The sequence below is a fragment of the Mesorhizobium sp. M0088 genome (assembly GCF_040322895.1).
Lineage (GTDB): Bacteria > Pseudomonadota > Alphaproteobacteria > Rhizobiales > Rhizobiaceae > Mesorhizobium.
This window is the reverse complement of record NZ_JAMYUI010000035.1, coordinates 1-20449: the sequence shown is the minus strand read 5'-3', so window position 1 is coordinate 20449 and position 20449 is coordinate 1. Positions and strand designations below refer to the sequence as shown.

General features: G+C 65.0%; 22 protein-coding genes. 9 read left to right on the top strand and 13 right to left on the bottom strand.

Going from position 1 to position 20449, the window contains the following annotated elements:
* Positions 1-8: 8 nt before the first annotated feature.
* The 4 genes from NKJ67_RS31540 to ada form a co-directional block, all read right to left on the bottom strand.
* Positions 9-752, bottom strand: coding sequence for a 2OG-Fe(II) oxygenase (locus tag NKJ67_RS31540; RefSeq protein ID WP_352585214.1), 744 nt, complete (start codon positions 750-752; stop codon positions 9-11).
* Positions 749-1303 carry a methylated-DNA--[protein]-cysteine S-methyltransferase gene (locus NKJ67_RS31535; RefSeq protein WP_352585212.1) on the bottom strand — a complete coding sequence of 185 codons (555 nt, stop codon included), beginning with the start codon at positions 1301-1303 and terminating at the stop codon, positions 749-751. The genes NKJ67_RS31540 and NKJ67_RS31535 overlap by 4 nt, the downstream gene beginning before the upstream one ends.
* 293 nt (positions 1304-1596) lie before the next feature.
* Positions 1597-1818, bottom strand: coding sequence for a hypothetical protein (locus NKJ67_RS31530; protein WP_352585210.1), 222 nt, complete (start codon positions 1816-1818; stop codon positions 1597-1599).
* Positions 1819-1836: 18 nt separating this feature from the next.
* Positions 1837-2961: a bifunctional DNA-binding transcriptional regulator/O6-methylguanine-DNA methyltransferase Ada gene (ada, locus tag NKJ67_RS31525; protein ID WP_352585262.1), complete on the bottom strand. Its 1125-nt coding sequence runs from the start codon at positions 2959-2961 to the stop codon at positions 1837-1839.
* Positions 2962-3083: 122 nt separating this feature from the next.
* Here ada and NKJ67_RS31520 point away from each other — a divergent pair, with 122 nt between their 5' ends.
* Positions 3084-3320, top strand: a complete 237-nt coding sequence (locus tag NKJ67_RS31520) for a helix-turn-helix domain-containing protein (RefSeq protein WP_352585208.1) — start codon at positions 3084-3086, stop codon at positions 3318-3320.
* Here NKJ67_RS31520 and NKJ67_RS31515 read toward each other — a convergent pair.
* Positions 3307-3756, bottom strand: a complete 450-nt coding sequence (locus tag NKJ67_RS31515; protein ID WP_352585206.1) for an ester cyclase — start codon at positions 3754-3756, stop codon at positions 3307-3309. The genes NKJ67_RS31520 and NKJ67_RS31515 overlap by 14 nt on opposite strands.
* A gap of 219 nt (positions 3757-3975) precedes the next feature.
* Here NKJ67_RS31515 and NKJ67_RS31510 point away from each other — a divergent pair, with 219 nt between their 5' ends.
* A complete protein-coding gene (locus NKJ67_RS31510; RefSeq protein ID WP_352585204.1) occupies positions 3976-6093 on the top strand; it encodes an EAL domain-containing protein in 2118 nt (705 codons plus the stop codon).
* Between the two features lie 54 nt (positions 6094-6147).
* Here NKJ67_RS31510 and NKJ67_RS31505 read toward each other — a convergent pair whose 3' ends face one another.
* Positions 6148-6342 carry a hypothetical protein gene (locus NKJ67_RS31505; RefSeq protein WP_164748793.1) on the bottom strand — a complete coding sequence of 65 codons (195 nt, stop codon included), beginning with the start codon at positions 6340-6342 and terminating at the stop codon, positions 6148-6150.
* Between the two features lie 320 nt (positions 6343-6662).
* Here NKJ67_RS31505 and NKJ67_RS31500 point away from each other — a divergent pair, with 320 nt between their 5' ends.
* Positions 6663-7376 (top strand): 3-keto-5-aminohexanoate cleavage protein, encoded by a 714-nt coding sequence (locus tag NKJ67_RS31500; RefSeq protein ID WP_127269269.1) that lies wholly within the window; start codon positions 6663-6665, stop codon positions 7374-7376.
* On the opposite strand, the gene NKJ67_RS31495 is transcribed toward NKJ67_RS31500, so the two are convergent.
* The 3 genes from NKJ67_RS31495 to NKJ67_RS31485 all read right to left on the bottom strand — a co-directional run bounded on the left by NKJ67_RS31495 (position 7373) and on the right by NKJ67_RS31485 (position 11348).
* The gene (locus NKJ67_RS31495; protein ID WP_352585201.1) at positions 7373-8473 is read right to left on the bottom strand and encodes a serine hydrolase domain-containing protein; all 1101 of its coding nucleotides are present in this window, start codon (positions 8471-8473) and stop codon (positions 7373-7375) included. The two genes, NKJ67_RS31500 and NKJ67_RS31495, sit on opposite strands and share 4 nt — an antisense overlap.
* 84 nt (positions 8474-8557) lie before the next feature.
* Positions 8558-10159, bottom strand: coding sequence for an ABC transporter substrate-binding protein (locus NKJ67_RS31490; RefSeq protein ID WP_352585199.1), 1602 nt, complete (start codon positions 10157-10159; stop codon positions 8558-8560).
* Between the two features lie 55 nt (positions 10160-10214).
* A complete protein-coding gene (locus tag NKJ67_RS31485) occupies positions 10215-11348 on the bottom strand; it encodes an NAD(P)/FAD-dependent oxidoreductase (protein ID WP_352585197.1) in 1134 nt (377 codons plus the stop codon).
* 135 nt (positions 11349-11483) lie between these two features.
* Between NKJ67_RS31485 and NKJ67_RS31480 the strand changes: the two genes are divergently transcribed.
* On the top strand, positions 11484-12101 hold the full coding sequence (locus NKJ67_RS31480) for a helix-turn-helix domain-containing protein (protein WP_352585195.1): 618 nt from the start codon (positions 11484-11486) through the stop codon (positions 12099-12101).
* A gap of 126 nt (positions 12102-12227) precedes the next feature.
* Here NKJ67_RS31480 and NKJ67_RS31475 read toward each other — a convergent pair whose 3' ends face one another.
* Entirely contained in the window at positions 12228-13223 is a 996-nt protein-coding gene (locus tag NKJ67_RS31475; protein WP_352585193.1) for an ornithine cyclodeaminase family protein, read from the bottom strand.
* Between the two features lie 127 nt (positions 13224-13350).
* Between NKJ67_RS31475 and NKJ67_RS31470 the strand changes: the two genes are divergently transcribed.
* Entirely contained in the window at positions 13351-13812 is a 462-nt protein-coding gene (locus tag NKJ67_RS31470; RefSeq protein ID WP_352585191.1) for an Lrp/AsnC ligand binding domain-containing protein, read from the top strand.
* On the opposite strand, the gene NKJ67_RS31465 is transcribed toward NKJ67_RS31470, so the two are convergent.
* Entirely contained in the window at positions 13809-14708 is a 900-nt protein-coding gene (locus tag NKJ67_RS31465) for a LysR substrate-binding domain-containing protein (RefSeq protein ID WP_352585189.1), read from the bottom strand. The genes NKJ67_RS31470 and NKJ67_RS31465 overlap by 4 nt on opposite strands.
* A gap of 127 nt (positions 14709-14835) precedes the next feature.
* Here NKJ67_RS31465 and NKJ67_RS31460 point away from each other — a divergent pair, with 127 nt between their 5' ends.
* Together NKJ67_RS31460 and NKJ67_RS31455 are read left to right on the top strand one after the other, a co-directional pair.
* Positions 14836-15540, top strand: coding sequence for an SDR family oxidoreductase (locus NKJ67_RS31460; RefSeq protein ID WP_023813851.1), 705 nt, complete (start codon positions 14836-14838; stop codon positions 15538-15540).
* Positions 15541-15589: 49 nt separating this feature from the next.
* Positions 15590-16648: a Gfo/Idh/MocA family protein gene (locus NKJ67_RS31455; protein ID WP_352585187.1), complete on the top strand. Its 1059-nt coding sequence runs from the start codon at positions 15590-15592 to the stop codon at positions 16646-16648.
* 72 nt (positions 16649-16720) lie between these two features.
* Here the strand turns inward: NKJ67_RS31455 and NKJ67_RS31450 are convergent, their stop codons facing one another.
* A complete protein-coding gene (locus NKJ67_RS31450) occupies positions 16721-17353 on the bottom strand; it encodes a DUF922 domain-containing Zn-dependent protease (protein ID WP_502905254.1) in 633 nt (210 codons plus the stop codon).
* 92 nt (positions 17354-17445) lie between these two features.
* Between NKJ67_RS31450 and NKJ67_RS31445 the strand changes: the two genes are divergently transcribed.
* Positions 17446-17943, top strand: coding sequence for a hypothetical protein (locus NKJ67_RS31445; RefSeq protein ID WP_352585183.1), 498 nt, complete (start codon positions 17446-17448; stop codon positions 17941-17943).
* A 207-nt stretch (positions 17944-18150) separates the two neighbouring features.
* Here the strand turns inward: NKJ67_RS31445 and pdxR are convergent, their stop codons facing one another.
* Positions 18151-19566, bottom strand: a complete 1416-nt coding sequence (gene pdxR, locus NKJ67_RS31440; protein ID WP_352585181.1) for a MocR-like pyridoxine biosynthesis transcription factor PdxR — start codon at positions 19564-19566, stop codon at positions 18151-18153.
* A gap of 35 nt (positions 19567-19601) precedes the next feature.
* Here pdxR and NKJ67_RS31435 point away from each other — a divergent pair, with 35 nt between their 5' ends.
* On the top strand, positions 19602-20354 hold the full coding sequence (locus NKJ67_RS31435) for a pyridoxamine 5'-phosphate oxidase family protein (protein WP_189367975.1): 753 nt from the start codon (positions 19602-19604) through the stop codon (positions 20352-20354).
* Positions 20355-20449: the final 95 nt, after the last annotated feature.

Here is a 20449-nt window from a genome sequence, read left to right as displayed (position 1 = left end):
ACTCTCGCTCACTTGGCATCGTGGAAAATAATCCCTACCGTGTGGCGCATGCCTGAGCGCAGCCGGCTGACGCCATGGCGCAGGTTGACCCGGTAATTGCCTTTGGTGCCCTGCACCGGCCGGTTGTGGACGGCGAACACAACGGCGTCGCCCTGCCGCAGCGGCACCACTTCGACTCGGCTCTGCATGCGCGGCCGCTGCTCGGTCAGCGCGAACTCGCCGCCTGTGAAATCCCGGCCCGGTTCGGAGAGCAGGATCGCCACCTGCAGCGGAAAGGCGAGATCGCCATAGAGATCCTGGTGCAGGCAGTTGAAGTCGCCAGGCACATATTGCAGCAGCAGCGGCGTCGGCCGTGTCTGGCCGGCGGCATGGCACTGCTCGAGAAACGCGGCATGCGTCGCGGGATAACGCATGGCCTGCCCCATGCGCTCGTTCCACCGATTGGCGACCTCGGCCAGCCTGGGATAGAGCGCGCTGCGCAGGCCACCCAGGAGGTCGGGCAAGGGATAGCGGAAATAGCGGTACTCGCCCTTGCCGAAGCCGTGCCTGGCCATATGGATGTGGCTGCGGAAATGCTTCTCCTCGGGATAGAGGTCGGCGATCTGTCGGCACTCTTCGGGCGACAGCAGCTTTTCAAACACCGCGCAGCCGAAGCCGTCCAGTTCGGCGGCAAGGGCCGGCCAGTCGTAACCGGCGATGCGTGTCTGAGCAGCTTCGACCACCGATGCGGCAATTTTGGCATGGGCATTCATATCGTAGCCTCCTTGTAGAGCAGGGCGCGCTTGCGCTCGAGGCCCCAGCGGTAGCCCGACAGCGTGCCGGCGGCGCGGACAACACGGTGACAGGGAATGCCCAGCGCGATTGCATTGGCCGCACAGGCCCTCGCCACGGCGCGGGCGCCGTTCGGCTGGCCGATATGCCGGGCGAGCGCGGTGTAGGTGATGGTGGCGCCGCACGGGATCGAACGCAGCGTGTCCCAAACACGCTGCTGGAATGGCGTGCCATGGCGCATGTCGAGCGGCAGGTCGAGGCCGCCGCCGGGCGTCTCAATGAAGCGCGCGATTGCCGCGAGATCGTCGCGCAGTGCGGCCTCGTCCTCGACCAGTATCTTGCCGGGGAAGCGATGGCCAAGGTCCCGCTCCAGCGCGTCGGCGTCGGAGCCGATCAGGATGGCGCAGACGCCGATGTGGCTGTGCGCCGTCAGGATTTTGCCGATGGAGGATTCGCCGATGGCGTAAGCGATGGTGCCGAGGGCGGCGACGTTGCAGGCGGCCACCGGCATGCCGGTTTGTATAAGGTTCATTGCCTTCACTCCTTTGTTTGCGGCTGAACCCTAGCCACGTGCCGGCCGTGTCTCACTCCGGTGCTTGCTTTCAAATTCAAATCTGCCTGAAGGCGCAAAGGTAGGTGCTCTACGGCGCCCCCCTCTGTCCTGCCGGACATCTCCCCCACGGGTGGGGAGATTGGCTGTCATCACGGCCTTCTCCAATCTCCAACGTTGCAGGACGAGAGCCGGCGCCGGAACTGCCAATCTCCCTCCTTGTGGGGGAGATGTCCGGCAGGACAGAGGGGGGCGCCGTAGAGCGCTGATGGTGCTCATTCGACACGCGTGACCGACACCTCGCCGAGCACGAACACTTCACCGCTCAGCAGGCGCAGCTCGATGTCGCCGGTTGCGGTGTGGTTCCACTCAGCCTTACCCTCATCGACCAGCCCGCCGATGGCGGCCATGACCTGGGACTTCGCCTCTTGGGCGCGGTTGCCGGCGGCGGTGGTGCGGGCTGTCCCATCGGTGACGCTGTCGTGAGATCTTGCCATCGCGCGCATGCTTGGCCGTCATCTCCGCGCGGATCGGTAAGCGCTGCCGGGTGCGTTCGACCCGTCCGCCTCGCGGTCGAGCAGTGCACGTTTGCGCTCAGCGCCCCAGGCGTAGCCGGACAGGGCGCCATCCCTGCGGATCACGCGGTGGCAGGGGATGGCGACGGCAAGATTGTTTGCGGCGCAGGCGGCGGCGATGGCACGGGTTGCCTTCGGCGCGCCGATGCGCTGCGCGATCTCGGCATAGGAAACCGTGCGGCCGACGGGGATGTCTTGTAAAGCCTGCCAGACACGCTGCTGGAAGGCGGTGCCGCGCACGTCGAGCGGCAAATCGAGACCGAGCGCCGGAACTTCGACGAAACCGACGACGCGGGCGACCAGCGCCTCATAATCGCGGTCGCCGCCGATCAGCCGTGCTCTGGGGAAACGGTCCTGCAGATCGCGCACCAGCGCGTCGGGATCGTCGCCGAGCAGGATCGAGGCGACGCCCTTTTGACTGGACGCGACCAGGATGGTGCCGAGCGAGGTCTCGCCGACGGCGAAGCGGATCTCTTCATCGGCGCCGCCGGCGCGATAGCGCGTCGGCGTCATGCCGAGCATGCCAGTGGATTTCTCGTAAAAACGTCCGCTTGAGTTGAAACCGGCATCGTAAATCGCCGTCGTCACGCTGGCGCCGTCTTCCAGGCCCTGGCGGACCCTGGCGGCGCGGTGCGCGGCGGCATAGTCCTTCGGCGTCAGCCCGGTGGCCGCCTTGAAGATACGATGGAAATAACCGGCGCTGCGGCCGGCAGCATCAGCCAGCTCAGCCAGCGACGGTTCTTCCTGGCTCTGCTCGATCCTGCGGCAGGCAGCGGCGACCATCGCCGCGTTGCCGGCCTCGAGCGACGGGCCATCCGGGTCGCAGCGCCGGCACGGGCGAAAGCCGGTGGCCTTGGCCTGATCGAGCGTGTCGTGCAACTGCACATTTTTCGGATTGGCGCGCCGAGACGGGCAGGAAGGCCGGCAATAGACGCCGGTCGTCGCCACCGAATACCAGAATGCGCCGTCGGCCGACTTGTCGCGCGCAACGATGCGCGCCCAGCGCGGATCGTCGGCAACCGGCAGCGGCGCGGATTTCAGATTTTTCGCCAGAGTGATGAACATGGCCGCATTGAAGCCGCCAAAAGCCGGCCTCGCCACCCGTTTCCTGCCAACTGTCAGGAGGGTGCAGGCCTGTTCGTCGGGACGCACAAAGAGTATGACAAGATTGATCCGGAAAAGGTGTGATGGAAAACATTCGACCCATTAAGGACGAAGCCGATTACGATTGGGCAATTGCCGAAATCACCAAATATTTCGGCAATGAGCCGGAGGTCGGCTCTCTCGATGGTGACCGCTTTGACGTTCTCGCAACTTTGATCGAGGCTTATGAGGACAAGCACTATCCGATCGAAGCATCCGATCCGTTGAAGGTGGGCCATCGCCCGGATGGCGATGGCTCCTTTCGAATCAAGCGGCCTTGATCAGACCGAGCTGGGTGAGGGCGGTGACGCCGTCATCGAGGCCGATCTCCTCGACGATCCTGCCGTCGACCACCTTCAGCGCCGTGGTGCCGGTGAAGCGCATGGTGCGGCTGGTGGCGGCCGGCAGCGAACCGGCGAGGAAGTCGCTGAAGGCCGGGCCGGTATGCGTGCCGCCGCCCTCCCACTGGCCGACGACATAGTCGCCCTCGGCAATCAGGTCGGCGGTGGCCCAGAAGTTGAGATCCGGGAAGGCGGCGCGGAAGCCGCTCATGAAGGCCTTGATGTCGTCGCGGCCGCGGCGCGGCTCGTGCAGCGAGTATTTCAGCAGCATGTCGGGTGCCGCGATGTCGTCGACGACGGACAGGTCGCAGCTTTCACCCCAGAAGTCGGTGAACCATCTGACGACGACGGCCTTGTTGTCTTCTTGCTTGGTCATTGGGAGGTCCTCTTGTCTCTGCATGGGATCATCGGATTGGCCGATGATCTGGAGCCATCACTAGGAAGATCCGGCCGATGCGAAACTCCGGTTCTTGCCGGCCAATCGAAGAGCAGACGCGGCAGGTGAGGAGCCGACAAAGCAGCCCGCCCGCCGCGGTAACTGTTTGTTCTCTGGTTTGCCGCAGATTGCGCCGCGGTGGAGCAGGCGAAGCAGACGATGGCGCGTCAGGGCAAGAAAAGTCGCAATGGAACGTTCTGGGCCAAGGCCCTGGAGCGCGCCCATCTCGGCGTCTGGGACTGGGATCTTGTGACCGGCGACTGCTTCTATTCCGCGACCTGGGCGCGGATGCTTGGCTATGATGAGAGCGAACTTGCCAACACCAGCGACCTGTGGCTGCAACTGACCCATCCCGACGACCGCGAGCGGGCGCTGGCCAGCGGCGACCGCCACATTGCCGGCCTGACTGACGCCATCGAGACCGAATTGCGGCTGAAGCACAAGCAGGGACACTGGGTGTGGGTGCTCGATCGCGGCGGCGCCGTCGAGCGCGACGCGATGGGAAAGCCGCTCAGGCTGATGGGTGTGCAGACCGACATCTCCAAGCAGAAGGCGGCCGAAGCCGAACTCGAGCAGGTCAATGTGCGCTTCCGCCTGGCGCTCGCCGCCAGCGGTACCGGCATCTGGCACCACGACCTCGCCACCGGCAAAAGCTATTGGGACGAACGCACCAGGGAGATTTTCGGGCTTGTCTCCGACACCGCCGAAGTCGAGCGCGACCACTGGTTCGGCTATCTGCATCCGGACGATAAGGAGGCCGCGTCGCGCGCGCATCTGGTGCCGCTCGAAACGGACAAGGTCACCGCCGTGCAATACCGCATCGTTCGGCGCGACGGAGAGGTCCGGCACATAGAATCCCTGCTGCGTTTCATTGCCGACCCGCAGATCCCGGACCGCCGGCTGGCGGGGCAGATCCTGGGCACGGTGCGCGACATCACCGAAGACAAGCAGCGCGAGCAGGAGCTTGCCTATGCGGCCCGCCATGACGCGCTCACCGGTCTCTTGAACCGCGCCGCGTTCGACCGGCTGCTGGCCGATCACATCGTGGCCCCGCAGTTGCTGCCGCTTTCCGTGTTCTACGTCGATCTCGACTACTTCAAGGCGCTCAACGATTTTGCCGGCCACGCGGCCGGCGACCTGGCACTGAAAAGCGTTGCCCTAGGCATTCTGGGCTGCCTTCCCCCGACGGCGCATGCCGCGCGCCTGGGCGGTGACGAGTTCGCGCTGCTGATGCCCAATTGCGATACGGCGCAGGCCGGGAGGCTGGCCGATGCGGTACTTGCCGCGGTTCGCGATGCCGAACTAGGATCGACGGCCACGTCGCGCAAGCTGGCGGCCTCAATCGGCATCGCTTTCGTCGATGACGCCAACACGACGGTGGCCGACGCGCTGGCCTGCGCCGACGACGCCTGCTACGCGGCCAAGGCCGCCGGGCGGAACCGATTTGCCGTCTTCTCCACCGATACGGCATCGGGTTCGGGTGGCCTCAACGCGGCGCGCGTCGTCGCCGATACGGTCGATGCCATGGAAGACGGAAGGCTGAAGCTGTTTGGCCAGGAAATCCATCGGCTGGGCCGTCCCTGGCTGGAAAGCCGCCATGTCGAAGTGTTGGCCAGGCTCGCCGCCCGCAACGGCCGGCTGGTGCCACCCGGCGAGTTCATTCCGGTGGCCGAGCGGTTCGGCATAGCGTCGCGGCTCGACCGCTGGATCATCCGCACCGCGCTGTCGCGGCATGGTGCCGCCTTGCGTTCGGGGGTGTTGACGCTTGGCTTCAATCTGTCGGCGCAGACGCTGAGCGACCCGCAGCTTTGGGACTTCGTGGACAACGTCATAGAAGAAACCGGGGCGCCGCATTCGGGCATCGGCTTCGAGATCACCGAAACCGCCGCCGTCACCAATTTCGACGCCGCCGAACAGTTTGTGCGCAAGGCGCGCGAGCGGCGCTGCCGGGTCAGCCTCGATGATTTCGGCGCCGGTATGAGCTCGTTCGAATATCTCCGGCGGTTCCCCGTCGACACGATCAAGATCGACGGTTCCTTCATCGAACACATCACGCAAAGCCGTTTCGACCGCGAGATCGTGCTGGCCATCACCAGCATCGCCCGCAGCCTCGGCTGTGACGTGGTCGGCGAGAAGATCGAACAGCAGGACACGCTGGCCATGTTGAGCGACATGGGCGTCGCCTTCGGCCAGGGATTTTTGCTGCACCGGCCAGAGCCGCTGGAACGAATTGTCGCGCGTGCGACCAAGGGAGCGACGGCCCGCAAGGCATCGTGATCCGGGTGCGGCGAGTTTCAGGCCAGGCCGAACTGACCTGAAACTCGCCGCATTCTATCCGGTTCGCCGCGCCGTCGATTGCGGAAACTCCAGCACTCCAGCCTCGGGTCGCCTGTGCTGCGCTTCCGTCACCGCTTCGATCAACAGATCGAGCGCTTCACAGGCCGCGCGACTCGTCTCGTCGTTGCCTTGCAGATAATGATAGGCTCGTTCGAGGTGGATGCGGGCGGCTGAAAAATCGCTGGTCAATGGTCCCTCCATGATCCCGCCCTAGAAGACCTTGCCGGAGACGAGGGAACGCCGGGTAAATATCCACAAGCGGCTTTTATTCAAATGCCGCCGAATGTTGCGGGGAGGCGCGCGGCGTTGATGCTGCCAATCTCCCCCCGTGGGGGAGATGTCCGGCAGGATAAAGGGGGGCGCTGTCCTGCCGACCTGAACAATCAGATTTTCGATCTGTTTCGCAGCCTGCACGCTTGATGAGATTGAAGATCTCCCCCACACGGGGGAGATTGGCGGCTTCACCGCCGCGTGATTAGACTGTCAACTTCCTGCGCAAGGTGAGACCGATGATCGTCCAGGCCTGCATCAACGGCGCGCGCGTGCGCGATTTCCACCCGAAGCTGCCGCTGACTGCCGAGGCAATGGCCAGCGATGCGGCAGCCTGCGTCGCCGCTGGAGCGGCCGAACTGCACATCCATCCGCGCGGCACTGACGGGCGCGAAAGCCTGGCAGCCGTCGACGCCACCGTGCTGGCGGTGCGCCGGACCTGCCCGGGAACACTGGTCGGCGTGTCGACCGGCGCCTGGATCGAGAACGACGTCGAGCGGACCCGCACGGCGATCGCCGGCTGGCGAGACCTGCCCGACTATGCTTCGGTCAACCTGTCCGAACCGGATGCGCCCGCCGTGATGGAACTGCTGCGCCAGCGTGGTGTCGGCATCGAGGCGGGGCTTGCCGTCGTCGCCGATGCCGAGCGCTTCGTAGCGCTTCCCGGCCACGACCAGGTGCTGCGCATTCTGATCGAGATCGACATCCCGGACCTGTCCGCTGCACTCGACGAAGCGCATGGCATCGTCGCCGTGCTCGAGCGCGCCGGGGTACGGCGGCCGATCCTGCTGCATGGCGTCGATGCAACTGTCTGGCCCTTCGTCAAGGTTGCGCATCGCAAGCGCTGGTCGACACGGGTCGGTCTGGAAGACGGCAATACGCTCGCCGATGGAACTGTGGCGAAGGACAACGCGGCGATCATCGCTGCCGCCGTGGCGATCTTTCGCGGCTAGTTTTCCAGAATGATCCTGATCGCCTTATCGACCACCGGATGGAGGCCACTGGCCTGGAAGGACAGCCGGTTGCCGGAGCCGACATTGCTGGTCATGGCGATGGTCAGGCCGGACAGCGGGTCGTGCAGCATCACGGCGACGTAGCCGGGGATGCTGCCCTGGTGGCCGTAGAAGGCGCGATCGGCGTAGGCGCTCTGGAACATGCCGGCGCCGGTTTCGCGCATGCGTGTGCCAGGGAAACTTGCCGGGACGCGGTGTTCGAACATCTCGGCGAAGAACGGCGGCGACAGCAGCTTTCCGGAAAACAGGCCGCGCATGAAACCCACCATGTCGGACGGCGTCGACACCATGTCGCCACAGCCATAGGCAGCGCCGAACGGGAAGGAATCGGAAGAATCCTGCAAGTCGTCGGAATAGGGCAGCACGCCGTCCATGCGCCACATCTCGCCGCCCGAGGCGATATCGGCGGGCGCATTCGCCGCCGGCGGCGGCCGGTGGTAATAGCCGCGTACCATCGATTTCTCCGGAAAGGCCTCGGTGGCCGGCGACCAGGTGTTTGTCAGGCCGAGCGGCTGCAGCACCGCGCTTCTGACATAGCCGCCCAGCGACTGGCCGGTGACAGCCTCGATCACCATGCCGGCCAGCACATAGCCGGTGTTGTTGTAGACGGCGGGCCAGCCCGGCGCCTTCTGCTTGTCGGAAACGAAGGCTATGTCGACCAGCTGTTGTGGCGTCCATTGCCGGCTCGGATCCATCGGAATGTAATATTCGAACTCGGGCAGGCCGCTGCGGTGGTTGATCAGCTGGCGCACCGAAATGTCTTCTGCTCCCGGGAGGTCGGGAAACCAGGAGGCGATCGGCGCGCCGAGGTCGAGCTTGCCGTCCTGAGCGAGCTTGACCAATGCGGCGGCGACGAAGGTCTTGGTGCAACTGCCGATCTTGAACAGGCGGTCGGGCGAGACGGCAATGCCATGCTCCCGGTCGGCGAGGCCGGCAGTGAGGGCGGTTGGTGCGGCGCCTGTCGAGTAGGCGAGCGAGGCGCCCACCGCGCCATCGGTGAGATAGGTCTTGAGGAGGGCGTTCAGGTCTTCACGCATGGATTCTGCTTTCGCCGCCAAATTGCTGGTTTTATTCATGTCGGTGCGCCCTCGGGCCGAGCCCGAGGGCAGGGTCGCCAAGCTTCACTCCGTCATATCGACCGCGGCAAAGTTCTGCCGGCCGAAGGGGTCGAGCACGTAGTTGAGCACGCTCTTGCGGATCGGGATCGCCACCACCGAATGGGCGATCGGCGCCACCGGCACCTCGACCTTCAGGATCGCTTGCGCCCTGGCGTAGATGTCGGCGCGCTGTTTCGGATCGGCGGCGACGCGGCCGTCCTGCAGCAGCTTCTCGAAGGCCGGATCGCACCAGCGCGAGCGGTTGGAGCCGCCCTTCACGCCGTCGCAGGACAGCAGGTAGCTCAGCATGTTGTCGGGGTCGCCATTGTCGCTGCTGCCGCCGAGCAGATAGGCGTCCTGTTCGCCCGCCGCGGTGCGCTTGAGATATTCGCCCCATTCAAAGCTGACGATCTCGGCCTTGACGCCGACTTTCGCCCAGTCGGCCTGGATCATCTCGGCCATGCGCTTGGCATTGGGATTGTAGGGCCGCGATACCGGCATCGCCCACAGGCTGATTTTCAGGTCGCTCTCGTGGCCGGCTTCCTTCAGCAGCGCCTTCGCGCCATCCGGGTCATAGTCGATGCCGGCATCGGTGACGGCGCCGATCTGCGCCGGCGGCACGACGCTGCCGGCGACCGTGCCGGCGCCGGCATAGACGGCGTCGACGATCGCCTTGCGGTCGACGGCCTTGGCCAGCGCCATGCGCACGCGCACATCGCCGAGCGGCTGATGTTCGACATTGAAGCCGAGAATGCCGATGTTCTGGCCCTTGAGGTCGAGCACGGTGATGTCGGGATCGGTGCGCAAATCGGCGACGGCGCTTGGCGGCGGCGGGGCGGCGACCTGGCACTCATTGGCCTTAAGACGCTCGACGCGCGTGGTCGGTTCGGGCGTGACGGCGAACACCAGCGTGTCGATCTTCGGCGCGCCGCGCCAGTAATCCTTGTTGGCGGCGTAGCGGATCTGGCTGTCGGGCACATAGGCCTGCAGCACGAACGGGCCGGTGCCGACGGGCTCGCTATCGATCAGTTCCGGCGTGCCGGCGGCGACCATCTTTTCGGTCTGCTCCAACGACAGGATAGAGAGATAGTCGAGCGCAATGCCGGGCAGGAAGGTGACGTTGGCCGCCGTCAGCGTGAAGCGCACGGTGTGGTCGTCGACCTTGTCGATCTTGTCGATCAGCGAGCCCATGCCCAGTGCGTTGAAGTACTCGTAAGCGCCGCCGCCGAACTTGTGGTAGGGATTGCTGGCGTCGCGCTGGCGGTTGAAGGTGTACAGCACGTCGTCGGCATTGAACTCGCGCGACGGTGAAAAGTGGTCGTTCGACTGGAATTTCACGCCGTGGCGTAGGTGGAACGTGTAGATCTTGCCGTCGGCTGAGACCTCCCAGCTTTCGGCCAGCGCCGGCCCGACCTCGGTGGTGCCAGGCTTGAACTCGACCAGCCGGTTGAAGATCGTCTTGGCGGCGGCATCCATGGTGGAGTCCGCCGTGCCGATCGCCGGGTTGAAGGTTTCGGGATTGGCTTCCGAGCAATAGACCAGGGTTTTGGCGTAGGCCTGTCCGCCAAGAAGGACGGACGAGGCCAGCAAGGACGAGCTAAGGACTGCGCGCAGAACGGATTTCATCGCAAACGCTCCTGATGACACTTTACGGGTTGAGGGAAGGGCAGGCCGGTGAAGTTCATGGCGTCGCCGCCGGGGTGATGAAACGGTCGGGCGCAAGCGCGGCGGAGGTGATACCGCGTGCCGTGAGATCGTCCGGCAGCGGCTGGCCGCGCAGCAGCGCCGCACCCAGCCGCGCCAGCGTCAGCGACACCTGGAAGCCGTAGCCGCCCTGGCCGCCGAGCCAGAAGAAGCCGGGCAGGCGCGGGTCGAAACCGATGACCGGCGTGCGGTCGGGCGAAAAGGTGCGCAGGCCCGCCCATGGCGTCGACGGACGGCCGATGCGCAGCGACGTCGCCTGTTCGATGCGGTCGACGGCGATGGCGACGTCGATGTCTTCCGGATAGGCGTCGCAGGGTTCGGAATCGGTCTCGTCGGCCAGCGAGCCGATCAGCCTGCCGGCATCGGGCTTGAAGTAGAATTGTTCATGCAAATCGACCACCAGCGGCCAGGCGCTGATGTCGGTGCCGGCGGGCGGATCGAAAAGGAAGGCGGTGCGGCGCTTCGGCCGGAAGCCGAGACCGGAGAGACCGGCCAGCCCGGCGACGACATCGACCCAGGCGCCAGCGGCGTCGACGACGATGTCGGCCTGGTAGGCGCCGGCATTGGTGGTGACGCTGAAGCCATTTGCGACGCGGGAAATCTCCAGCACTTCCTCGCCGGTGCGGATCACGCCGCCGCCGGCCTTGAGCGCGGAGGCTGAAGCTGCAAGCATCTTTCCCGTGTCGACATCGAGCGCGCCGGGTTCATGCACGCCGCCGCAGGTGGTTGCCGTGGCGATGACCGGCACCAGCGCGGTGACTTCTGCTGCTGACAGGCGCCGTACGCTCGGCACCAGCGCCTGCATCTCGGCCGCCATGCGGTCGACGGCTGCACTGTCTTCGACACCGCCGACGTGCAGCGCGCCGCGCCGGTGGGCGGCGAAGCCGCCATTGATGATCGCCTGTCGGCTGGCCAGCGACAGCGCCCGCACCAGCGCATTGCCATAGGTTTCGGAAAACAGCGCCGCGGAGCGGCCGCTGGCGTGGTAGCCGAGATGCGGCTCGCGCTCGAGCACGGTGATCTCGGCCCAGGATTGCACGGCCGCCGCCAGCGAAAGGCCGGCAATGCCGCCGCCGATGACGACGATTTTTTGGAGAGACTTGGACTGCATGTCCTAGGGGTAGAAATAATTTCGTATCCAGTCAATATTTAGCGTATAAGAAAATTTTTAGCGTTGTTGATGGCGGCAGGGAGTTGGACTACCTAGGGTGAAGAAGCGGCCCGGTGGCCGCGCCAGGAGCTGACGATGTCGGAGCAACCGAACCTCGGTGATTGTCTGCGCGGCTTGAGGAAGACGCATGGCTGGACCTTGCAGGAGGTCAGCACGCTGACCGGCGTCGCGGTGTCGACGCTGTCCAAGGTCGAGAACGACCAGATGTCATTGAGTTACGACAAGCTGCTGCAGATCTGCGAGGGGCTGGGCATCCATGTCACCGAGCTGCTGAGCGGCGACCGCAAGCAGCCGTCTGCGCGCACCCGCCGCTCGGTGACCTCTCAGTCCAACACGCTGCGCCAGCTGACCCGCAACTACGATTACCGCTATCTGGCCACCGATCTGGTGCGCAAGCGCATGGTGCCGATCCACGCCTATGCACGCGCCCGCACGCCGCAGGAATTCGGCCCGCTGACCAGGCATGCCGGCGAGGAATTTTTGATCGTGCTCAAGGGCGAGATCGAGCTGCACACCGACCAGTACGCGCCGGTGCGGCTGAAACAGGGCGACAGCGTCTATATCGATTCCACCATGGGTCACGCCTATCTGTCGGTGGGCGAGGGCGACGCCGAGATGCTCTGCGTCTGCTCCGGCGACGAGCCTGACATGGAGGGCGCGCTGCTGAGCGTGCTGGAGACTGTGGACGGGTAGGGGCTGGTCCCAACCCTCCACGTTGGTGCCGCCCCTCATCTGGCTGCCGCCATCTTCTCCCCGTAAACGGGGAGAAGGACGATCCTATCGACGGGCGGCGCTGGCTCCAACAATTGAGCGGCTCCGCTACAGCGCAACTACACGTCCCATTCCCCGCCGAACCGCCTCGCGGTAGGCGAGATCGGCGGCCACCATGTCTTCCATGGCGACGCCCATGGCCTTGTAGACGGTGACCTGATCGGCGCTGACCCGTCCCGGCCGCCGCCCGAGCAGCATGTCGCCGAGCTCGATTCCGGCTTTCGGATCAATGCCCGCCAGTTCGCAAGAGCCGACCGGCGTCGGGGCAAAGGCATCCCTGGTCTCGACGAACAGGCTGGCCCGGCCGACAAGCTCGACCGGCAATTCGCCGCCCGGCGGGGCGACGCCTACCGACGAGACATGGGTGCCCGGCCGCACCCATTCGGCCGAGATCACCGGCGCATAGGAATGCGTTGCCAGGCAGACGACGTCGGACGAACGCACCGCGGCCTCGATATCGGCGACGGCAACGACACCCGGATGTTGCGCGGCAAGTGCTTGCGCATCTGAAAATTCCTTGGAGACAACGCGGATTTCGGCGAAATCGCGCACCAGCGGCAAAAGATGCAGATGCTGGCCGGCCTGCACACCGGCGCCGACCACCGTCGCGACCTTGGCGTCGCGGCGGGCGAGTTCACGCACCGAAAGCACGGCCGAGCCGGAGGTGCGCACGGCGGTGATGTAGGTGCCGTCCATGACGCAGACCGGCATGCCCGTCTGCGGGTCGAACAGATGGATGGTGGCGAGGTGGCTGGGGATGCCTTTGGCGATGTTGCCCTCGAAGACGTTGACGATCTTCACCGTCAGATGCATGCCCGCCATCCATGCCGACATCGCCAGCGAATAGCCGGCCTGCGGAATGTCGAGCTGCGGCCGTGCCGGATTGACCACCTTGCCGCCGGACAAGGCCTTGAAGCCGCCGGCGAGCACGTCGAGAAGCTGGCGCAGGTCGATGCAGGTTTTCACCTCGGCCTCGCTCAGGATGAGTACGGGCATGTCACCCTTGACCTGGGCGCTGCGGGAGGTCGATATCGCTGATGTCATGGGATCCGCTTTCGTTGTCGGTTGCACGGCAACGGTATTGCGGTCCGGGAGCGTGATGAAATATACTGCTTTTGCTATTTTTGCGTGATTATCACGTTTGTTCTGGTCAAAAAGTGTGAATCCTGAAATGGACGATATCGACCGTATCGACCGCTCGCTGCTGCGTTTGTTGCAGGAGGACGGCCGCCGCACGACGCTCGATCTGGCGCGCCGGGTCGGTCTGTCGCCGACCGGGGCGACGCAGCGCGTCAAGCGGCTGTTCGCCGAAGGCTTCATCCGCGCCGTGCGCGCGGTGCTCGATCCTGCTCGGATCGGGCAGGCGCAGCTCGTCTTCATCGAGGTGCGGCTCGACCACACGGCGCCGCATGTGTTCGACCGCTTCGCCGAGGCGGTTCTGCGGGCGCCCGAGATCATCGAATGCCACATGGTGGTCGGCGGCTTCGACTATCTGGTCAAGGCGCGCATCGCCGACATGGCGATGTTCCAGGATTTCCTGCAGCGCGTCATCCTGCCGCTGCCCGGGGTGCGGGAGACACACACCTACGCTTCGATCGCCAATGTGAAGCCCGACGCCTTGCTGCCGATCTAGAGCAGCGGCCTTTCTCCCGCATCCAGCAACCATTGCCGCACGGCTTGCGTCGGCTCGGGGTGGCGCTGTTTTCTCGGCATCACGACATAAAAATCCTGCGTGCCGCGCATTTCGCCGCTGACGGACTGAACCAGGCGGCCCGTGGCGAGATCAGCGGCTACGAGGAAGCGGCTGGCCAGCGCAATGCCCTGGCCGGCGACGGCCGCGTCGATGGCCAGGCCCGTCTGGTTGAAGCGCATCCGTTTCAATTCGGTCGTCATCTTCAGGCCGACCGCTTTCTCCATGAATTCCGGCCACAGATTGTGGGCATCGTGCAGCAGCACATGGTGCTGGATTTCGGAGGCTGCGATTTCAGCAACACCTTCCGGCAGCAAGGCCGGGCTGCAGACGGCGACGATCTGCTGGGGAAACAGCAGGTCGACGATCAGCCCAGCGCCGAAGGGCGGGCGGCCTTGCCTGACCGCGATGTCGACGCCATCGGCTTGAAAGCTCGATAGGCTCTCGCTGGCCAGCACGCGCAAATCGACCAGAGGGTTGTGCGCGACGAAGTCGTGCAATCTCGGGATCAGCCATTTGGTAGCGAAGCTCGGCGTCACGCTGATCGTCAGCCGCGCCGGCTCGGGACGAAGCAGCAGCGTCGCCTCCGAGATCAGGTCGAAGGCGCGGCGGATATTGGGGACATAGGCGCGGCCCTCATCGGTCAGCGCCAGGCCGCGCGGCAGCCGCTCGAACAGCTTTGTGCCGAGATCGGCTTCCAGCCCGCGAATGTGCCGGGCGACCGCCCCTTGCGTGACATTGAGCTCTTCGGCGGCGATGCGGAAGTTGAGATGACGCGCCGAGGCTTCGAAGGCGCGCAGCGCATTCAACGGCGGCAGGCTGAGGAAGGCTTCGGGCATGCAGGAGTTTTTCTACAGGTTGATTTCAGGCATTCTGGTTCGAACCAGCGGGGAAAACCAGCTATATCAACGCTCAGCTCCAGAAAACACCGCTTGCGGTGCCCGCAAACCCTGAGAGGAAAATCCGATGAGTGTAGAAAAAGTAGCTGTGGTGGTGGCCGGCGGCAGCGGCATGGGTGCGGCGGCGGCCAAGCGGCTGGCGGCGGACGGCTTCAAGGTCGCCATTCTTTCGTCGTCCGGAAAGGGCGAGGCGCTGGCTGGGGAATTGGGCGGGCTGGGCGTCACCGGCTCCAACCAATCCAATGAAGATCTGCAGCGTCTCGTCGACCTGACGCTCGAACGTTTTGGCCGCATCGACGTGCTGGTCAACAGCGGCGGCCACGGGCCGCGCGCGCCGATCCTCGAAATCACCGACGAGCAATGGCACACCGGCATGGATGTCTATCTGCTGAACGTCATCCGTCCGGTGCGCATCGTGGCGCCGCAGATGGTCAAGCAGAAGGGCGGCGCCATCATCAACATCTCGACCGCCTGGGTGGTAGAGCCGAGCCCGATGTTCCCGACGTCCGCGGTGTTCCGTGCCGGGCTTGCCGCCTACACCAAGATCTTCGCCAACACCTACGCCGCCGACAATGTGCGCATGAACAACGTGCTGCCCGGCTGGATCGACAGCCTGCCGGCCACAGAAGAACGCCGCGACAGTGTGCCGATGCAGCGCTACGGCACCTCGGAAGAAATCGCCGCGACCATCGCCTTCCTGGCGTCCGAAGGCGCCGGCTACATCACCGGCCAGAACATCCGGGTCGACGGCGGCATCATACGCGCTATTTGAGGGCGTCGGCCGGGAGGGGATCCCGGCATCTCACCCCAAGGAGCAAAGAATGCGGCTTTTGATACTCGGCACCGGCTGGATGGCGCAGGAACATGCGCGGCGCTTCACCGCCATCGACGGCGTCGACATTGTCGGCGCGGTCGATGTCGATCCGGCACGGGTCGGCGAGTTCGCCGACAGTTTTGACATTCCCAACCGCTTTACCGCGCTGGAGGAGGCGCTGACATGGGGTAAGTTCGACGCGGTGGCCAATGTCACGCCGGACCGCATCCACCACCCGACCACCATGGCGCTGATCGCCGCCGGCAAGCCGGTGCTGTGCGAGAAGCCACTGGCCGAAAACTATGGCAAGGCGACCGAGATGGCCGACGCCGCCGAGGCCGCCGGCATCGTCAACATGGTGAACCTCACCTATCGCAATGTGGCGGCGCTGCAAAGGGCCCGCCAGATGGTGCAGGCGGGCGAGATCGGCACCGTCAGGCATGTCGAGGCGTCCTACCTGCAAAGCTGGCTGGTGTCGAAATTCTGGGGCGACTGGCGCACCGATCCGAAATGGCTGTGGCGCCTGTCGCGCGGGCACGGTTCGAATGGCGTGCTCGGTGATGTCGGCATCCACATCCTCGATTTCGCCAGCTATGGCGCAGCCGTCGACATCGACCATGTCTTCTGCCGGCTGCGCGCCTTCGACAAGGCGCCCGGCAACCGCATCGGCGACTACGGGCTAGACGCCAATGACAGCTTCGCCATGACACTGGATTTCTCCAACGGCGCCTTCGGCGTGGTGCATGCCAGCCGCTGGGCGACTGGCCATCTCAACGAGCTGCGCCTGCGCATCTATGGCGAGAAAGGCGGCATCGAAGTGGTGCATAATCTCGACGGCTCGGCGCTCAAGGCCTGCATCGGCGAAAACGTCGAGAACGCCATATGGGAAGAGCTCGACGCCGGCACGGTGCCGACCAACTACCAGCGTTTCATTGACGCGGTGCGAACCGGCGTGCAAGCCGAACCGTCCTTCCGCCATGCCGCCGAATTGCAGAAGGTGCTGGATCTGGCCGTCGTCTCGGACGAGAAGCGGGCGGAGCTGAGGGCGAGCGCTGAAACGCGGTGAGCTGGGCGAAGCGGCCGGCGCCAGCGGTCGAAGATAGCACTGCCGTCAACTTCGGACTACGGTCCGCTCCAGTCAGGGGCCGGTCACGAGCGAGAAAACCAGTTTCTGTAAATTGCCGCCATCGCCGAATTCGACGCGGTCGAAACCGCGGCTTGCCAGCACCCGCGCCTTCGAGATCGCGTCAAGCCGCTTGACCACCTCGGCCCTGGTCTTGCTGCAGTTGGGATCGTCGGCGACGGTCAGGCCGTTCGTCGCGGCTTGGATGTCGTGGACCATCTGGACCATGCTGGCGCCATGCACCTTCTCATGGGCGGCGACGCCGGCGATGAAAGTTTCCCAGTTCTTCTGGACGGCGGGCGGCAGGGAGCCGGAGGGTTTTGGCAAGGTGTAGGTGACGATCAGCTTCGGCCGCCCGGCCGTCAGCACGCAGTCCTTGCCCCTGGGCTTGTAGTCCCTTAACCCCCAAGTCAGCTTGAAATTGGTGTAGGCGATGGCGCGGGCAATGCCGAGCTTTGGCCCTTTCTCGCCGATCGACCGGTAGAGTTCGGCGCCGGACCGGCCCGAGATCGCGTAGGGCTCGATTTTCTCGACCGGCTTCCACTCGGCATGGGCGGTGAGCGGCAAGGCTAGCAGGGCGGCCAACAGAAAACACAGACGAACACAGGCTTTCAACGCCGCTCTCCGCAAAATCAGACCGGGCGACATCGCCGCAACAGGCAATGCCACAGGACAGCTTTTCCTATAGAATGCCTGCTGGTGCTGCAAATGCCCTAGAGGGAGTCAATTGGGGGGAAGTCATGAGAGCTGGATATCTCGTCGTCGCCGGTGCGGTAGCGGTCCTGCAGGCCGCGCAGCCGGTGTTTGCCGCGTCATGCAGCGGCTGGAGTGCGAAGATGGAGGAAGACGAGGGCGGCAGTGTACTGACCGCCTCGGTCTGCGGCGGGCCGAAAGGCGATGCGCATCTGATGCTCACCTGTTTCGACACACCGGTGCTGAGCTACGATCTCGGCGCCACCGGCCAGCAGCTGGAGCCTGGCATCAGCGGTTCGTTCGCGTTCCAGGCCGACGGCAAGACGGTAACGAAGACGCTGCAGCTGGAGGCGATGTACAACTACTTCGTGGTCAATCTGGCGAAAGCCGATCCGTTGCTGGACCTGTTGCGTGGGAAGGGCGATGTGTCGGTCAGTTCAGCCAAATATAGCGAGATCAGCTTTCCGCTGAAGGGGTCGAGCGCGGCCATCGGCAAGGTGCTGGCGCAGTGCGGCAAGGCCGGGCCTGCAGGTGATGCGGATTGAACCTCAGAGGGTTGCGCCGCCCCTCATTGTCCTGCCGGACATTTCTCCCCGTATAGTGACGGGGAGAAAGACGCTGGCATCGGCGCTTTCGCCAATCCCCACAGGCAAAGGCACCAGGATCGCGGCAGCTCCCTTCTCCCCGTCACTATACGGGGAGAAGGTGCCGGTAGGCGGATGAGGGGCAGCGCTGTGCTTGCCCATTGTCACTCAATATCCCATCACCCCGCCCAGTCGCACCGTCGCCCCCATCAATTCCTCATCCGAAAACCCCGAAAAACCCAGCACCAGGCCTTGCCGGGGCGGGCCACCGATGAACATGGAGGACAAGGCCCTGGCGCCGACACCCGCCGCCTTCGCCGCCTCGACGATCGCTGTGTCCGGCCCGGCGTCCTTCAGCGTCGCCATCAAGTGCAGCCCTTGTTCGGGCACGGTTACTTCGAGGGCATCGCCGCAATGCGCCTCGAGGCCGGCGACCAGCATGTCGCGCGCGGCTTGCACCCGGCGGCGCACGCGCCTGAGATGCGCGGCGAAATGGCCCTCGTTCAACAGGTCGGTCAGCGCGCCTTCGGCCAGCGTCGAGGGGAAGCGGTCGGAGCGCGCCCTGACCGCCATCACGGCATCGAGCAGCGCTTCGGGCACCACGACATAGCCGATGCGCAGGCCGGGGAAGAGGATTTTCGAGAAGGTGCCGAGATAGGCGACACGGCCTGAACCGTCCATGCCTTGCAGCGAGGTCAGCGGTGGGCCGGCATAGCGGAACTCGCTGTCGTAGTCGTCCTCGATGATCCAGGCATCGTTGCGCCGAGCCCAGTCGAGCAAAGCGAGACGGCGGCGCATCGTCATCGTCACGCCGAGCGGATATTGATGCGAGGGCGTGACATAGGCCGCGCGCGCCTTGGAGCACAGGCTTTCGCCGATCTCGGGATCGAGCCCTTCCGCGTCGACCGGTACCCCAAAAACCCTGGCGCCGCTGCCGGCCAGCACGGCCTGCGCCATGGGATAGCAGGGGTTTTCGATCCAGACGGCATCGCCGGGGCTGAGCGCGGCGCGCACCAGAAGATCCAGCCCCTGCTGCGTGCCCGAAGTCAGCACGATCTGGCCGGCATCGCAGCGCACGCCGCGTGCGGTCCTGAGATAGGTGGCAATTGCCGTGCGCAGCGGCAGGCCGCCGCGCGGATCGCCATAGCGGAAATGCTCCGGCCCGGGGCGAGCGAGGTGGCGCGACAGAAGGATGCGAAACAAATTAAGCGTGCGCGGATCGGACACCGCCACGCCAAGGCCGCAAGGCAGCGAGGTGGCGGCATCGATCTCGGGTGGCCGTGGCTTGACCAGTGTTGTCGGCAGATGCGGCACGTCAGGCGCGACGAAGGTTCCGGCACCGATCCTGGCGACGGCGAAGCCTTCCGAGACCAGCATTTCAAAACAGGCAACCGCCGCCGAACGCGATAGTCCGAAGCGCTGTGCGAGATCCCGGGTGGTCGGCAATTTGGCCCCGGCGGCCAGCGCGCCGGTCTCGATCAGCCGCCTGAGCGCCGCATAAAGCTCGCGGCTGCGCGGGCCGTCGCCCGGGAGGACCGGGATCAGCGCCGACCAATCCGGCAAATTGGTCTGGTTTTTCTTCATCGGATTGGCTCTTTTATCAACCAATGTCATGGCGCATGGTTGGCAGACAACAACCAAGGATGCAAGCTGTGAACGACACGCCAGCCAGCTTTCCGACCACCAGCCGCAACCGCGTCAAGCGCCTGCACGAGCGCGGCAGCTACGACCATGCGGCAGTCTTCGCGGTGCTGGATGCCGGGCTGCTGTGCCATGTCGCCTATACGTTCGACGGCCAGCCCTATTGCACGCCGACCATCCACTGGCGCGAGGACGACATGCTCTACTGGCACGGCTCGTCGGCCAGCCGCATGCTGCGCAATCTGCGCGGCGGCACGCCGGCGTGTCTGACGGTGTCGCATCTCGACGGGCTGGTGCTGGCGCGCTCGGGCTTCAACCATTCCGCCAATTACCGCTCGGCGATGTGTTTCGGCACGGCGCGGATCATCGATGAGCCTGATGAGAAACTGAAGGCGCTGGCCGGCGTCGTCGACCGCTTCTACCCCGGCCGGAGCGAGACCCTGCGGCCGATCTCGGTGCAGGAGGCCAAGGCGACGACGGTGATCGGCATGCGCATCGAGGAGGCATCGGCCAAAGTGCGCGCCAAGGGCGTCGGCGACGACGAGGAGGATTACGGGCATCCGGTGTGGGCCGGCGTCATCCCGGTGCGGATGGTGGTCGGCGCCGCCGAGCCGTGTCCGAGGCTGCTGCCCGGTGTGGAGCGGCCGCAGAATCTGGCTGGATATGCCGAGGGCGAAAGGCTGGATCGGGCGCTGACGCAGGCGCAACTGACGTATGAGGGCGAGCTGTAGCCAGCAAAGTTAGCGCTGCCCCTTGTATCTGCACGAGATGATTATGTGCGATGGAAGCGATTGAGCCTCGGGCCGGATGGCCATCCGGCCCGAGG

Coding starts and splice junctions, on each gene's coding strand:
- NKJ67_RS31540 (WP_352585214.1), bottom strand. CDS start 752: ATGAATGCCCATGCCAAAATTGCCGCATCGGTGGTCGAAGCTGCTCAG.
- NKJ67_RS31535 (WP_352585212.1), bottom strand. CDS start 1,303: ATGAACCTTATACAAACCGGCATGCCGGTGGCCGCCTGCAACGTCGCC.
- NKJ67_RS31530 (WP_352585210.1), bottom strand. CDS start 1,818: ATGGCAAGATCTCACGACAGCGTCACCGATGGGACAGCCCGCACCACC.
- ada (WP_352585262.1), bottom strand. CDS start 2,961: ATGTTCATCACTCTGGCGAAAAATCTGAAATCCGCGCCGCTGCCGGTT.
- NKJ67_RS31520 (WP_352585208.1), top strand. CDS start 3,084: ATGGAAAACATTCGACCCATTAAGGACGAAGCCGATTACGATTGGGCA.
- NKJ67_RS31515 (WP_352585206.1), bottom strand. CDS start 3,756: ATGACCAAGCAAGAAGACAACAAGGCCGTCGTCGTCAGATGGTTCACC.
- NKJ67_RS31510 (WP_352585204.1), top strand. CDS start 3,976: ATGGCGCGTCAGGGCAAGAAAAGTCGCAATGGAACGTTCTGGGCCAAG.
- NKJ67_RS31500 (WP_127269269.1), top strand. CDS start 6,663: ATGATCGTCCAGGCCTGCATCAACGGCGCGCGCGTGCGCGATTTCCAC.
- NKJ67_RS31495 (WP_352585201.1), bottom strand. CDS start 8,473: ATGCGTGAAGACCTGAACGCCCTCCTCAAGACCTATCTCACCGATGGC.
- NKJ67_RS31490 (WP_352585199.1), bottom strand. CDS start 10,159: ATGAAATCCGTTCTGCGCGCAGTCCTTAGCTCGTCCTTGCTGGCCTCG.
- NKJ67_RS31485 (WP_352585197.1), bottom strand. CDS start 11,348: ATGCAGTCCAAGTCTCTCCAAAAAATCGTCGTCATCGGCGGCGGCATT.
- NKJ67_RS31480 (WP_352585195.1), top strand. CDS start 11,484: ATGTCGGAGCAACCGAACCTCGGTGATTGTCTGCGCGGCTTGAGGAAG.
- NKJ67_RS31475 (WP_352585193.1), bottom strand. CDS start 13,223: ATGACATCAGCGATATCGACCTCCCGCAGCGCCCAGGTCAAGGGTGAC.
- NKJ67_RS31470 (WP_352585191.1), top strand. CDS start 13,351: ATGGACGATATCGACCGTATCGACCGCTCGCTGCTGCGTTTGTTGCAG.
- NKJ67_RS31465 (WP_352585189.1), bottom strand. CDS start 14,708: ATGCCCGAAGCCTTCCTCAGCCTGCCGCCGTTGAATGCGCTGCGCGCC.
- NKJ67_RS31460 (WP_023813851.1), top strand. CDS start 14,836: ATGAGTGTAGAAAAAGTAGCTGTGGTGGTGGCCGGCGGCAGCGGCATG.
- NKJ67_RS31455 (WP_352585187.1), top strand. CDS start 15,590: ATGCGGCTTTTGATACTCGGCACCGGCTGGATGGCGCAGGAACATGCG.
- NKJ67_RS31450 (WP_502905254.1), bottom strand. CDS start 17,353: ATGTCGCCCGGTCTGATTTTGCGGAGAGCGGCGTTGAAAGCCTGTGTT.
- NKJ67_RS31445 (WP_352585183.1), top strand. CDS start 17,446: ATGAGAGCTGGATATCTCGTCGTCGCCGGTGCGGTAGCGGTCCTGCAG.
- pdxR (WP_352585181.1), bottom strand. CDS start 19,566: ATGAAGAAAAACCAGACCAATTTGCCGGATTGGTCGGCGCTGATCCCG.
- NKJ67_RS31435 (WP_189367975.1), top strand. CDS start 19,602: ATGGTTGGCAGACAACAACCAAGGATGCAAGCTGTGAACGACACGCCA.